The organism is Desulfurispirillum alkaliphilum, from assembly GCF_055378285.1.
In genome coordinates, this window is the sequence record NZ_AP042405.1 from 1,100,168 (window position 1) to 1,113,588 (window position 13,421).

At 59.1% G+C, this 13,421-nt stretch carries 12 protein-coding genes; 8 read left to right on the plus strand and 4 right to left on the minus strand.

The features are described from left to right. The 4 genes from ACZ46I_RS05065 to ACZ46I_RS05080 all read right to left on the minus strand — a co-directional run bounded on the left by ACZ46I_RS05065 (position 1) and on the right by ACZ46I_RS05080 (position 5,265). Positions 1-1,209, minus strand: coding sequence for an enoyl ACP reductase FabMG family protein (locus tag ACZ46I_RS05065; RefSeq protein ID WP_464281645.1), 1,209 nt, complete (start codon positions 1,207-1,209; stop codon positions 1-3). 118 nt (positions 1,210-1,327) lie between these two features. Continuing rightward, complete coding sequence (locus tag ACZ46I_RS05070) at positions 1,328-2,605, minus strand: LytR C-terminal domain-containing protein (RefSeq protein ID WP_464281646.1); 1,278 nt, start codon at positions 2,603-2,605, stop codon at positions 1,328-1,330. Continuing rightward, a complete protein-coding gene (locus ACZ46I_RS05075) occupies positions 2,589-3,962 on the minus strand; it encodes a hypothetical protein (protein WP_464281647.1) in 1,374 nt (457 codons plus the stop codon). Before ACZ46I_RS05075 ends, ACZ46I_RS05070 begins: the two co-directional genes overlap by 17 nt. 10 nt (positions 3,963-3,972) lie before the next feature. Further along, positions 3,973-5,265: a conjugal transfer protein TraF gene (locus tag ACZ46I_RS05080; RefSeq protein ID WP_464281648.1), complete on the minus strand. Its 1,293-nt coding sequence runs from the start codon at positions 5,263-5,265 to the stop codon at positions 3,973-3,975. 210 nt (positions 5,266-5,475) lie between these two features. Between ACZ46I_RS05080 and ACZ46I_RS05085 the strand changes: the two genes are divergently transcribed. The 8 genes from ACZ46I_RS05085 (at position 5,476) to ACZ46I_RS05120 (ending at position 13,416) form a co-directional block, all read left to right on the plus strand. Continuing rightward, positions 5,476-6,282: a sulfite exporter TauE/SafE family protein gene (locus tag ACZ46I_RS05085; RefSeq protein WP_464281649.1), complete on the plus strand. Its 807-nt coding sequence runs from the start codon at positions 5,476-5,478 to the stop codon at positions 6,280-6,282. Then, the gene (locus ACZ46I_RS05090; RefSeq protein ID WP_013506993.1) at positions 6,279-7,637 is read left to right on the plus strand and encodes an MFS transporter; all 1,359 of its coding nucleotides are present in this window, start codon (positions 6,279-6,281) and stop codon (positions 7,635-7,637) included. The genes ACZ46I_RS05085 and ACZ46I_RS05090 overlap by 4 nt, the downstream gene beginning before the upstream one ends. A gap of 33 nt (positions 7,638-7,670) precedes the next feature. Continuing rightward, positions 7,671-8,321 (plus strand): isochorismatase family protein, encoded by a 651-nt coding sequence (locus ACZ46I_RS05095; protein WP_464281650.1) that lies wholly within the window; start codon positions 7,671-7,673, stop codon positions 8,319-8,321. Then, entirely contained in the window at positions 8,318-9,514 is a 1,197-nt protein-coding gene (gene pncB / locus ACZ46I_RS05100) for a nicotinate phosphoribosyltransferase (RefSeq protein WP_464281651.1), read from the plus strand. The genes ACZ46I_RS05095 and pncB overlap by 4 nt, the downstream gene beginning before the upstream one ends. After that, positions 9,511-11,019 carry a sensor histidine kinase gene (locus ACZ46I_RS05105; RefSeq protein ID WP_464281652.1) on the plus strand — a complete coding sequence of 503 codons (1,509 nt, stop codon included), beginning with the start codon at positions 9,511-9,513 and terminating at the stop codon, positions 11,017-11,019. The genes pncB and ACZ46I_RS05105 overlap by 4 nt, the downstream gene beginning before the upstream one ends. Next, the gene (locus ACZ46I_RS05110) at positions 11,019-11,669 is read left to right on the plus strand and encodes a response regulator (protein ID WP_013506989.1); all 651 of its coding nucleotides are present in this window, start codon (positions 11,019-11,021) and stop codon (positions 11,667-11,669) included. Before ACZ46I_RS05105 ends, ACZ46I_RS05110 begins: the two co-directional genes overlap by 1 nt. Before the next feature lie 86 nt (positions 11,670-11,755). Then, positions 11,756-12,373, plus strand: a complete 618-nt coding sequence (gene thrH / locus ACZ46I_RS05115; protein WP_013506988.1) for a bifunctional phosphoserine phosphatase/homoserine phosphotransferase ThrH — start codon at positions 11,756-11,758, stop codon at positions 12,371-12,373. 134 nt (positions 12,374-12,507) lie between these two features. Beyond that, complete coding sequence (locus tag ACZ46I_RS05120) at positions 12,508-13,416, plus strand: PfkB family carbohydrate kinase (RefSeq protein WP_464281653.1); 909 nt, start codon at positions 12,508-12,510, stop codon at positions 13,414-13,416. Positions 13,417-13,421 lie beyond the last annotated feature (5 nt).

Below are 13,421 nucleotides of genomic sequence, written 5' to 3' on the forward strand. Positions count from 1 at the left end.
TTAGAGTCTTTCAATGATTCGCTTGGTATCCAGCAGTACTGCCGCTTCCGTGGCCTCCAGGGCTTCATCCCAGAAGTGCTCGGCCATCAGCTGCTTCACATGGGAGCTGATCACGGAGGTCATCAGTTCCCGGCGATCCTTGTGCATGCCGATAATTTTCTGTTCTATGGCCATGGTCAGGCTGAGCACCTCAAGGGAGCTGTGCACCGGGAAATCCATGCCAACGGTGTTCAGCATCTGGGGCGAAAAGAGGTATTCATCAGCGCAGCCAACCACGTCGCTCGTGCTGACTCCCTCGAGCAGCCTGGACTGACACTGCTGGCGCAGGGTGGCGGTATCCACTTTGCCGCTGATCTCCAGCTGGCGCAGGGAGTTCAGGATATAGTACTCGATCCCGGAAAAGGCACTGGTTGAGGCGGTTTCGGCGCCCATGAGATTGATGGTGACCGCCTGGTATCCCTGTTGTCTGCGCGTCTGGGACATGGATTGCAGCAGGTTTTTGGCAAAGCCCACCAGGTAGCCAGGATAGGAGGTGAAAACGAAGCGGCCGTTCGTGTCCACCACATGTTCACCCTGGTAGCCGAGGGCGACCACGGGACAGTGAGGGTTCGCGCTCAGCAGCTCCTGGGCAGCCGTGAAGATGTGGTCATAACTGACCGCCGTCACCAGATCCATATTGGGGCCGACAAAGCATTTGAATACCGGAGATTTGATGAATTCCGCTGTGGAAATAAAGCGGTCGGGATCATTGGTTCCCAGCATCGACTTGGTAATCATCATCATGCCACGGGTGCGTGGAATGCCACCGGCCATGATGTGGATGATCCCGTCGATCTTGCCTCCGGTGCGCTGGGAAAGTTCCGCAAAAATGGAGCGGGCTTCCTCGAGGCTGCTGGTGGCGGAAGACTCTATCAAAGAAGCGCAGAGGGCTTCATCGGGTTGATAGGCAAGTATATCCTCAGGTTTTTTCAGGGTCTTAAAGGACTCGGGATAGTCGTCATCCTTGATGCCATACCACAGAGGGGTACGAATGACCTCTATGCTCCGGGCGCGGAGTCTGGCCTCACCCTCAGGAGTAAGTTCCGGTGCCGCTAGGCAGTATATTGTCGCTCCCCGTGATACCAGTTCCGACGCGATGAAGTCAGCAAAACCCTCTTCACGGATAAGTCCATAGAAAAGAATATGCTTCCCCTGAAGATCTTTTGTCATTGACTACCTCTTTTTCTTATCATGGCGTAAGTACACAACAAGAAAATATGTAGCACATTTTTCAGATGCTGACCACAGGCAAGGCGATTTTTCAGGTGTGCCAACCAGGGGCAGGGTGTCAGGGTCGGAACTGGTCGACGCCGATAACTATCCGCAGATCAACGTCTTCCGGTAGGTCCCTTCCCTGGGTAACAATTTGGTAGTTACGCATGGAGTGCCCCAAGGTCACCGCGTCGCGGGCCAATCCGTTACGATAATGGATGTGGGTAAGCTCCTGGTCCGTGACATTTCCCGTGGACCCGACGCGGATCACATCATAGTTGCCTTTCTGGCGGACCTCTTCGGCAATGCGCTCGCCCAGCAGGGGCACGCCGGAGGCATTGATGACCTCCACCCGCAGCCTGCCGGTGGCTGCCGGCGCAGCTGCTCCTGGCAGGAGGGCGCCGGCAGCGGGGTCTTGATCGAGGGCGGCTTCAGCGGCCAGGCGTTTTTCCAGCTCCTCCAGGCGCTTGCGCAGTTCATCGTCCTGGGTGGCGCGGGCGGGCTGGGTTCGATAACTCAGTCCAAGCATATACCGACTCTCGGGTTCCAGTCCGTTTTCGGGAATGTCGCGGCCAACGGCCATGGTCAGGTTCCAGCCCGCTGCCGGATTGCCGAAGCGCAGCCCGGGCATGACGTAGATGGAGAACTGATCCTGCTCGTCTTCGCCAGCCAGGCCAATGGAGGTTCCAGCTTCCAGGAGCAGGTAGCTCTGCTTCCACAGACGCTGTTCAAGGCCCATCTTGTAGGAGAGAGTTCTGGTGATCTGGTATATGGCTTCGGGATCATAGTCGGGGTCGGTGGCTTCCAGGTAGGGGGCCCGGATATCGCGTCGCGCCAGGCCGATGGACGAGTGGAAGCGGGTGTCGGTGCTGAGCACTTCCGTCACCAGGAACTCGATGCCCATATTGGCCCTGCCGGTTCCCAGGAAGGGCTCACCTTCTGAGTTCACCACAGTGCCAAAGAGCGCCAGGGCTCCGGAGCGCTGCGCACGGGGACCGCCGAAAAGCTGCACTTTGGCGGAAAGCTCAATGTGGCGCAGGCCATCCTTTTCCAGTTCGCTGTCGCTGCGGTAGGGGAAACGGGCTCCCAGCTCCCAGCCCGGCGCGATGCCGGCCCGCACGCCCCAGGGAATATCGGTGGTGGTTCCCACTTCATCGGGGAAATTCTCGCGCAGAACCGGCAGGAACCAGACAAATGCCCCCTCTTCCATGACGCTGGCGCTGCCCATGGTCAGGCTGCCCGCGCCTTCGAAGTTTACCGGTGCGCTCAAAGAGGTGCCGGCGCAGGCTCCCAGTATCAGGGCGATGCCCGCGCTTTTCGCAAACACATACTGAAGCTTAGTATGAGGAGACATCATAGTCACCATCCGCTTTGGATTTTATGAGTACGTTCTGGGGGATGCCGGCGATCACCACCTGAGCCAGCACGGTATAGTCGTTCACCTGCTCCACCTCGGCGTCCCAGACTTCACCTTCATAGGTGAGTTTCAGGGTGCCGGATTCGGGGTCATACTGCATGGTCGCGTTCTCATCGCTGGAGAGGGAAAAGTCGCGGTCAATGGCGGTCAGGTCAATGGCCGGACGGGTGAGGAAGGTGGCCGCGTCAGGACCGGCTCCGCTGGTATCGATCAGGTGCGCGGCCAGGCCTCGCACATCTGTGGCTTCGCCAAGGCTGTCGACATCAAGGGCATTCAGCCGTGCGATGGACGCGGCTGCGATATTGGCGTCTGCAGCGTCGCGCAGCACCGTGGCAATCACCTCCACGGCCCGGGTCCGGGATTCCAGCTGTTCCCTGGTCAGGGTGTCATCCGTGGCGTCGAACAGATCGTCAATAAAGTCCCACATGGCTTTCACCTGGACCTTGAAGTCGCTGCTGACAGCTTCCTCGTCCTGGCCAGTCAGCTCGGCAAGGTACTCGGCGGCATTATCCACCATGGCGCTGAGGATGTCCTGGGTGTCAATATTCTGTACAAACTGTGGCTCCATCATGACTTCCACCATGGAGCGATAGAGGTATCCGCTGAGGTCGCGGGGCAGCCGGCTGCCGTTGGCGGCGCGCGTCTGGCCGTCAAAAATGGCCTCACCGCCGTACAGTTCCCGCAGGGAGGCTTCGGCCACATCGGCCAGCTTATGGAACTGCAGGGAACGCTTCAGCAGGTGCACCCGGCGATCAAGGCTCAGGGTGCTGTCGAAGTCACTTAAATCAGCGTGGAGGTCTGTCAGGCTCAGGTATGTGTCGTCCTGGGGATCAAGCTGCTTGCTTTCGCCACGGCGGAAGCTGTTGACCTGGGCGGGCTCCATATAGCTGAGCAGGGTGGTCAGGGGGCTGATGGTGAGGTCGATGCCCGTGGTGTCAATGGTGCGGCTCAGGATGCCGTGAAAGGTTTCGCCGGTAACCCGGTCGATTCCCCCGCGGGCCCGCAGAACGGCACCGGGCTGCTGCAGCTGGTGGGAGTTGACCACAATGGCATAACTGGCCGCGACTGTGGCAAACGTGTAAGACTCAAAGGGGTTGCGGATATAGTCGCCGTTGACATCCAGGAAGACCTGGGCTCTGGCCACGCGTCCGTCCACCACGACACCTTCCAGGGAAAGGTTCTGGACGCGGCTGGTGCCGCGGTCGGGGTCATCGGCTGAGCCGCAGCCCGCGATGGAAAGAAGTGCTGTTGCGCCAAGCAGAAGGAGTATTGATTTGTGCATGGATGTTTTCATTGCTGCCTCCTCAGAACGTCAGATCAAAGCCCAGGTTGACCATGATGGAGCGTGGGTACTCATCATCGTCAACCTCGATGCGGTCAAGGCCGTAGGCGATATCCAGGTTAAAGGTTCTGAAAAGGGTGAAGCCGGTGGTGACATAGCTGAGTTCGCTGCCGGTGAGGTTCTTGCGGTAGCCGAAGCGGTAGCCGGGTATCACCCAGCTTTCGCTGAGGTAGGCTGTGCTGAGGGTAAACCACTGCACCTCGTCGCCCACGGCGTCGTAAACGGGATTGGCGTCCAGGCTGGCGGACACCACCCACTGACGGTTGGGATGATAGAGGGTACCCTCTACCTGTAACTGGGGCTCCATCTCGTATTTTTCCCGCAGGTTGATGCGGTTGCTGAAGTACGCCGCCGTATTGCAGTTATCCTGGGCGGAGCCGCTGAGGGAGTCACACCCTGTGCCAATGGAGGGATAGGAGAGGCTGGGACTGTTGAGGTTGTTGACCGTGGCTCCCAGGCGATAGAGATGGGCCACCCAGAGGACGCCGGCATCGACTCCCAGGGCCGACGAGGTACGCTGGTTGGCGTCGAATTCGTCTTCAAAGACATCGGCCACATCGTCATCGGCGTCCATCAGGGCGATGACGTTTTTGGAGAAATCTCCCTCATAGTGCTTGAGGCGGGCTCCGGCATAGAGGGTGCCGAAATGATTTTCCCATACCTGACGGCTGTATCCCAGGCTGATCTGGCGAACCACGGCTCCCTTCAGATAGAGGGACGTGTTGGTCACGGCTTCGCCGCGGACTTCGTCCCACGCAATGGGGTCGTCCAGGACGCCCAGACGGGCCTGTCCCTGGTAGCTGGCGTCAAAGGTGATGCTGCCCTGCCACAGGGAGTGGGTCATGACGATCGGCATCAGGGGGACATGGATGCCGCCCTGGACCTTCAGGTAGCCATCCCGGCCCATATCCACCAGGATATCGTCAAAACGCTCCTTGATATCTTCAACATCCTGCAGGGTGGAGGCGTCATCCAGGAGGTCGGAAAGGTCATCCAGTTCATCCAGCAGGTTATCCACGTCGCCAAATTCATAGCCGAAACCGATGGAGCTCAGAATGCCGAAACGGTACTGCCCCCCTTTTTTCTCAAGGGCGGCCGCTCCGGCAGCGGGATTCTGCACGCTGGCCAGCAGACTCTGATTGTGGCTGACATTGCCAAGGGTCAGGGTGGAGCCGGGAGGATGCAGCGTCCCTCCGTGCCCCACGACGGGGAAAAGCCACAAAAAAGCACCAGCCAAAAGGAGTTTCCTTCCCATACGCACCACCTGTATTTCCATAAAGAGGGAGTAATAAAACAGATAAAGGCATCCTATGGGCATGCTTACAAGGTGTCAAGTATTTTGATACCCACAATGACAGACCATCACAGAGCTTTTGTTTTGGAGCTTGAAATCCGTGGAATTTGTGGCTTGTGAAATACGCCCGCCGTGGTATCTTTTCCCTTATCTCAGACGCCAGAGGGATCCTTGGAACTTGTCAATATTCTCCATTTCGCGCTGACCGGCATTGCCGCTGGTATTATTGCCGGCACCCTCGGGGTGGGAGGCGGGGTGATCATTGTCCCTTCCCTGCTCTATCTCTTCGCGCGCCAGGGCATGGACCCGGCCCTGGCCATCAAGCTGGCCGTGGCCACATCCCTGTCCACCATTATTGTTACCTCAATCTCGGCCATCCTGGCGCAAATGAAGCGCGGCGCCATTCTCTGGCAGGTGGTGCGTCGCTGGACACCCTATATACTCCTGGGCGCCTTCCTCAGTGGGACCGTGGCCAGCCTGCTACCCGCTTTTGCCCTGCAGGCGTTTATCGGCTGCTTTCTCACCTATGCGGGAGTCAATATGCTGCGCCGCTGGACCCCGAATCCGAGGCGGCAGCTGCCCGGCGGGGTGGGGACGGCGGGAGCGGGCACCTTTGTGGGCCTGGTCTCCGGCATGGCGGGTATTGCCGGCGGAAATGTGATCATCCCCCTGCTGGTGGCCTCCAATGTTCCCATGCAGAATGCCGTCGCCACCAGCATCACTCTGGCGCTGCCCATTGCCACGGCGGGAACCATCGGTTTCGTGTACGCGGGCTGGCACAGCCTCGGCCTGCCGGCCTGGAGCCTGGGATACGTCTACCTGCCAGCGCTGCTGGGCATCGCCACCTTTACCTTCCTCAGTGTGCCCTTCGGTGTTGCCCTCTCCCATCGTCTGCCCGCTCCCAGGCTTAAGCGCATCTTTGGCCTGCTGGTGCTTCTCGTGGCTGCGCGCATCCTCTGGAAGGCCTTTTTCCCATGAACGATCGACCCGGAATCCTCTGTACCAGCGAACAAAAGCGTTTCAGCCGCCTGCGCTGGATCATCTATGGTCTGTTGGCGGCATCCTTTATCTCCGTGTTCTTCCACCGCATTGCTCCCGGCGTCGTGGCCGGTGAGCTCATGGCCGCCTTCAATACGTCGGCGGTGGCTCTTGGTTCCCTGGCTGCCGCCTATTACTACGTCTATACCGCCATGCAGATCCCTTCGGGTATTCTGGCCGATACCCTGGGGCCCCGCGTCTGCGTCACCGCCGGAGGTGTGCTGGCCGGGCTTGGCTCGCTGCTCTTTGCCCTGGCACCCGACTACTCCACTGCCATGGCAGGGCGCCTGCTGGTGGGACTGGGGGTCTCCGTCGTCTTTGTGGCTTTCATGAAGAGCAATACCCAGTGGTTCAGCGAGCGCAGCTATGGGGTTATCAGCGGGCTGACCATCTTCCTGGGGAACCTGGGGGGCGTCTTTGCGGCTGCTCCCCTGGGCCTGATTCTGGACGTTCTCTCCTGGCGCACGGTGTTTGTGCTGGCGGGAATTGTCTCGCTGGGCCTGGCCGTGGCCAGCGCCATTGTCGTGCGCAACCGGCCTGAAGATGCGGGATTTCCCTCCATTCGTGAAATGGAAGGGCAGCTGACCCACCCGGAGCGCCAGCAGTCGTGGTTGGCTGATCTGCGCCAGGTGCTGGCCAATCCGCGCATCTGGGCCGCCATGCTGATGAATGTGGGCATGCTGGGTGGACTGCTGGCCTTTGCCGGTCTCTGGGGAGTCCCCTACCTGGAGCAGGTGCATGGCATCAGCCGTACCCAGGCTTCCCAGTATACCAGCATGGCACTGCTGGGATTCGCCATCAGCTGCCTTGGCATGGGCTTCGTCACTGACCGCCTGGGCCGCCGCAAGCCGCCCATCGTCTTTTCCTGCGCCCTCTCCTGTGGGGTCTGGCTGGCCCTGATCCTGATGCCCTGGGGGCCGGGGCTGAGCGGATTTGTGCTCTACACGCTGCTGGGGATCTCTGCCGGTGGTTTTGTGGCGGTCTTTCCCGCTGCCCGCGAAATTGTTCCACCCTGGTCGGCGGGAACCGCCATGGCCATGGTCAATACCGGCAGCTTTCTGGGGGCGGCGATCCTGCAGCCGGCCTTTGGCTGGGCCATGGATCTGGGATGGAGCGGTGTGATCATCGATGGAGTGCGCTGGTACAGTATTGAAGCCTACCAGCGGGGGCTGTGGCTGTGTTTCGCCTTCTGCGTCTTCTCCCTGCTGGCCAGCCTGGGAATCAGGGAGACCCGCTGCCGGAACACTTCTTTACCGGAAAATCGCGGCCCACTGGGCAAACCGGCGGGATTTTAGTAGAGTGGAAAAAAGCGCAACAGGAGGCTGCACATGGTGACACTTCCCCATATTTCCCGGGTTGCCAGTTTTGATATTGATGCCCAGTATACCTTTACGCCGGTCTGTCCCGACGAGCTTCCGGTTCCCGAGGGGACGGCCATTGTGGAGGAGCTGAACTGTCAGGCGGCTCTGGCCAGTGTGCGCGTTGGCTCCAAGGACGCCCACAGCCCCTGCGCCATCTGGGTTGCCACCGAGGAGCATCCCCAGTTCAGCGCGGTGGCCGGAGAGCATGTGGATATACGCTGGAACCAGCACGCGGTTCCGGGAACCCGTGGTTTCGAGCTGATCGCGGGGCTTCCCCATCCAGCGGACTATGACTACTTTGTCTGGAAGGGCGTCGAGCCGGACATGCACCCTTACGGAGCCTGTTATCACGATCTGGCGGGGAAACTCACCACGGGAGTCATCGAGTTCCTGCGTAGTCGCCAGATTACCACGGTTCTTGTGGGAGGGCTGGCCACCGATTACTGTGTCAGGACCACCGTGCTGCAGCTGCTGGCAGCTGGCTTTCAGGTTGTGGTGAATCTGGGAGCCTGCCGGGGCATAGCCGCGCAAACGGTGGAGGCGGCCATTGACGAAATGGAGCGCTGTGGCGCCATCATCGTCTCCGGTACGGCGCAGATACGTCAAGGGCCCCAATGATTATTCAATCACTTCTGGATACCGACCTCTATAAATTCACCATGATGCAGGTGGCCTTTCACCAGTACCCGAAGGCCCATGCCGAGTATCGTTTCTTCTGCCGCACCAGCGACGCAGACCTGGGCGGCATTGTGGAAGCGGTGCGCACTGAAGTTCGCCATCTGTGCACGCTGCAGCTGACGGCGCCAGAGCTTGACTTCCTGGCCTCGCTGCCCTATATGCAGCCGGATTTCCTGGCCTTTCTGGAGCGCTTTCGCCTGGATGAAAGGAATGTCAGTGTCAAGGCCTGTGGCGACGCCAATCTGGAAATCATTATCCGGGGCGGCATTCTGCAGACGATTCTCTTCGAGATTCCCCTGCTGGCCATTGTCAACGAGCTGTATTACCAGCAGGTGTTTCCCGATCCCGACTTCAGACAGGCCTGGCAGCGCCTGTGGGACAAGGTGGAGCTGGTTCGCCAGCACCCTGAAGGCGCCGACTTCCACTTTGTTGAATTTGGCACCCGCCGCCGATTCTCGCGCCGCCATCACTTCCGGGTAATGGAGTATCTGCGCAAGGAGCTTCCCGCCAACTGTGTCGGCACCAGTAATCTCCACCTGGCCCGCACCATGGGTCTGCAACCGGTGGGCACCATGGCCCATGAGTACCTGCAGATATGCCAGGTGCTGGCGCCGCAACTGCAGAAGAGCCAGCGCTACGCCTTTGAACTGTGGCGGCGGGAATATGGGGATCAGCTCGGCATTGCCCTGTCGGACATCATCACCCTGGAGGCCTTTCTGCGGGATTTTGACGCTGACCTGGCCAGTGCCTACGCCGGCGCCCGCCAGGATTCCGGCGATCCCTTCCACTGGGGAGACAGCCTCATTGCCCACTACCAGAAACTGGGAATCGACCCCACCACGAAGACCCTGGTCTTCAGCGATGGGCTGAATATGCCCAAGGCCCTGGAAATTCACTGCTACTTCCGCCGCCGCATCAGAACCCTCTTTGGCATAGGCACCAATCTCACCAACGACCTTGGCGGCTATACCCCGCTGGATATCGTCATCAAGATGACCCGCTGCAATGGCCAGCCCGTCGCGAAAATCAGTGACTCTCCCGGAAAATCCATCTGTACGGACCCCACCTATATTGATACCCTCAAGGAAGCCTTCGACGTGCAGAACCACCGTGCCGGAGACCAACGCCCATGAGCGCCACCATCAATGTTTTCATGCTCTACCTCTTTTACGGCCTGGCCTTTTTCACCATTGGCGTGGCCATCACCTCCAAACAGAAGCGCTACAGCAAGCTCAAGATCGCCCGCCACCTGTGGCTGCTGGCGGCGTTTGCCTTTATCCATGGCCTCCACGAGTGGTTTGAGCTCTACCTGATCCTGCAGAGCCAGGAAAATATCAGCCAGCAGCACGCCTATCTCACCTGGTTTCAGTACTCCCCCCAGGCCCAGGTGTGCATTCCCGTGGAGATGACCGCAGGTACCTACGCGTACCCGAACCTGGTGCGCATCGGGATAATCCTGCTCTCCTATGGTTTTTTGCTGGCATTCGGGCTGGCAATTCTCTCCAGCACCCGGCAGGTGCTGCGCAGCATCTCCGTCATTATTCCTCTGCTCCTCTTTATCGGCTTTGCCGTCACCATTCAGGTTGCCGACGCCAGCTGCCAGAGCGCGGAGGAGTGCCGCTTCATTCTCAGCAGGGTACGCAACTTCTTTGGCCTGCCCGCTGGCCTCATATCGGGAATTGCCCTGATTCTCTACTCCCAGCAGGTGGTCTCCATCAGTGAAAAAGGCGCCCGCAGTCTTTACTGGTGCGGTGTCAGCCTGATTGTCTATGGTGTGCTCACCGGTGCTGTTCCCTCGGGTATCACCTTTACACCCCTGGGGATAGACGTGGAGCTGCTGCGTGCCATCTCCGGCTTTGTCATCCTGCACTTTCTCATGCAGGCCATGCATATCTTCGATATTGAGTACCACCGGATGCTCGAGAGTACCCTCAACAAACTGGCCCACTCCAGCAAGCTGGCTTCCATCGGCCGCATGGCCGCCGGGGTGGCTCACCAGATCAATACGCCCCTTACCAACATCTCCCTGGGCCTTGATATGCTGAAAAAGCAGGCCCGTATCACCATGGCGCCGGACGATCCCCAGTACAGCAAGTGCATGAATCGCATAGATGCCATAGATCGCAACCTGCAGAAAGCCGCCATGGTCGCCCGCGAGCTTCTGCTCTTTTCCCGCCAGAAGGAGACGGATTTTCTGCCCCTGAATCTGAATCAGGTGATCATGGGGGCCTGCCGGCAGGTGGAGCAGCAGCTGAAGGGCTACACCGTGCGGTACCAGCTCCAGAAAGTTCCGCCCATGCTCGGCATCCCCTGGAAACTTGAGGAAATTTATGTCAATCTTCTCAACAACGCCATGGATGCCACCCCGCCAGGTGGAACCATAACGCTGGTTACCGAACTTGACGGCAAGACGATTCGTTCCCGGATCATCGACACCGGCGCCGGGATAGCTTCTGAGCACAAAGCCATGCTCTTCGACCCCTTCTTCACCACAAAACCTGAAGGCAAGGGAACCGGGCTTGGCTTGTTCATCTGTTATGGTATTATTCAGATGCATAACGGAAATATCGCCATTGAAAGCAGCCTTGGCAAAGGCACTACGGTAATCATGGAATTCCCCGCTGGAGATAACTGCTGATGAGCACAAAAACCATACTGGTGGTCGACGACAACAACGAACTGCGCGAAAATATCTGCGAAGCCCTGGAAAGTGAAAACTATACCTGCCTCAGCGCCGCCAGTGGTGAAGAGGCCATTGACATTGCCCGGAACCACGCCTTTGAGGCGGCCCTGGTGGATCTGGTTCTGCCGGGTATCAATGGCATAGAGCTTATTGGTCAGCTGCGACAGCAGCGTCCCCACGCCCGCATTATCATGATCACGGCTTACGCTACGGTGGAGAACGCTGTCGAAGCCATGAAGCAGGGTGCCAGTGACTACCTGATCAAGCCCTTCAATACCTCCGATCTGGTCATGACCCTGCAGGTGAACAGTGGTGACGACGAGGATTCCTGCTGCGATAACATCGATGAAGATGCCCTTTTTTACACCCTCTCCAATGAAATTCGCCGCAGCATCATCGATCTGCTGGGGAAAAACAGCACCATGAAATTCATGGATATCACCCGCGCGCTGGGTATTGAAGATCACACCAAGATGTACTTTCACCTGAAAGTCCTGCGCAAGGCGCAGTTCATCGAACAGACAGAGAGCGAATACGCGCTGACCCAGGCTGGACGCAGCGTGCTGGGCTGCCTGTATACGATCCACCGGAACTTCATGCAGTAGGTGAACCCTTGCCGGGCGCAACACGATGAAGCACCCGCATGGCAGTACTGCGCGAAGGCCATACATTATACCGCTGAAGGAATATCATGGAACTTGCCTGCCTGGATCTTGAAGGAGTACTGATCCCCGAAATATGGATTGCCTTTGCCGAAAAAACCGGTATCGAAGCGCTGCGTGCCACGACTCGCGATGTGCCGGACTACGATGTGCTGATGCGCCAGCGCCTGCGCATACTCGACGAGCACGGCCTGAAACTGCCGGACATTCAGGCGGTGATTGCCACCCTGGAGCCCCTGCCGGGGGCGGTCGAGTTCACCAACTGGTTGCGGGAGCGTTTTCAGCTGGTCATTCTCTCCGATACCTTCTATGAATTCGCCATGCCCCTCATGAAGCCCCTGGGCTACCCCACCCTGCTGTGCCATCGCCTGGAGGTGGATGCCCATGGCCGGGTCGTGGACTACCGGCTGCGCCAGCCGGACCCCAAACGGCAGAGCGTGCGGGCCTTCCAGCTGCTCAACTACCGGGTGATCGCGGCTGGTGACTCCTATAACGACACCACCATGCTGGCCCAGGCTGAGCGGGGTATCCTCTTCCATGCGCCCCACAATGTCATTGCGGAATTCCCGCAGTTCCCAGCCGTTGATACCTATGCTGATCTGAAAAAGGCCTTCCTGCAGGCCAGTGAGCGCCAGCTGTCCCTCTAAGGCAGCTGGCGCTGCCCCGGATGCCCTTCCCTCCCTTTTTTCGGAAAAGTGTGCTAGAGTAGCTGCGTAAATAGACTGTTGTAAGGTATTCTGCACGCTGTTCGTGGACGTTTGTGCAACCTGGGAGGTTTCCGGTGCATACACTTTCCTGTGATACTGTGGTTTTCGGCGAGGTGCTCTTCGATGTGTTTCCCGGCGGCAGAGCGGCGCTGGGGGGAGCCCCTTTTAACGTGGCCTGGCATCTGCGCGGTCTTGGGGCTGAACCGCTTTTCGTCAGCCGCGTGGGTCGCGACCCCTACGGCGCGCAGATCATGCAGGCCATGCAGCGCCAGAAGATGCTGACCGAGGCGCTGCAGCAGGATGACCACCTGCCCACTGGAACAGTCCATGTCAAGCTGCGGGAGGGCATTCCCTCCTATACCATCGCCTCTCCATGCGCCTACGACGCCATTGAACCGCCACCCGTCTTTTCCCCTGCTCCCCATGCCCTGCTCTATCACGGCACCCTGGCTCTGCGCCACAGCCGCTCTCGTCAGTCCCTGCTGCAGCTGCAGCAGACCTCCTCCCTGCCCTCTTTTATCGACCTGAATCTGCGCTCACCCCACTATGATGCCGCTACGGTTCGCGCCTGCCTGGAGCAGGCCACCTGGCTCAAACTCAATACGGAAGAGCTGCTGGAAGTGGCCCGTCTGCTTGGCATGGCATCGCTCATCACCGGTTTCGATGATGCCGGAGAGCTTTTCCGGGCCTTCCCCCTGCAGGGCATTGTGCTGACCTGTGGCGGGGAGGGGGCTTTTGTGCTGCTGCGCTGTGGCAAAAGGCACTTTTGCCCGGCAGTGCCCGTGCCGCATATGGAGGATACGGTGGGTGCCGGCGATGCCTTCAGCGCCGTTGCCATGCTGGGAATCATGCGGCAGTGGCCCATGGAGACGCTGCTGCACCGGGCCGCGACCTTTGCGGCGTCCATCTGCGCTGTTCAGGGGGCTCTTCCCGCCGACCATCGCCTGTATCGCCAAACCCTGCAACAATGGAATGGAGTTTAGGGGGC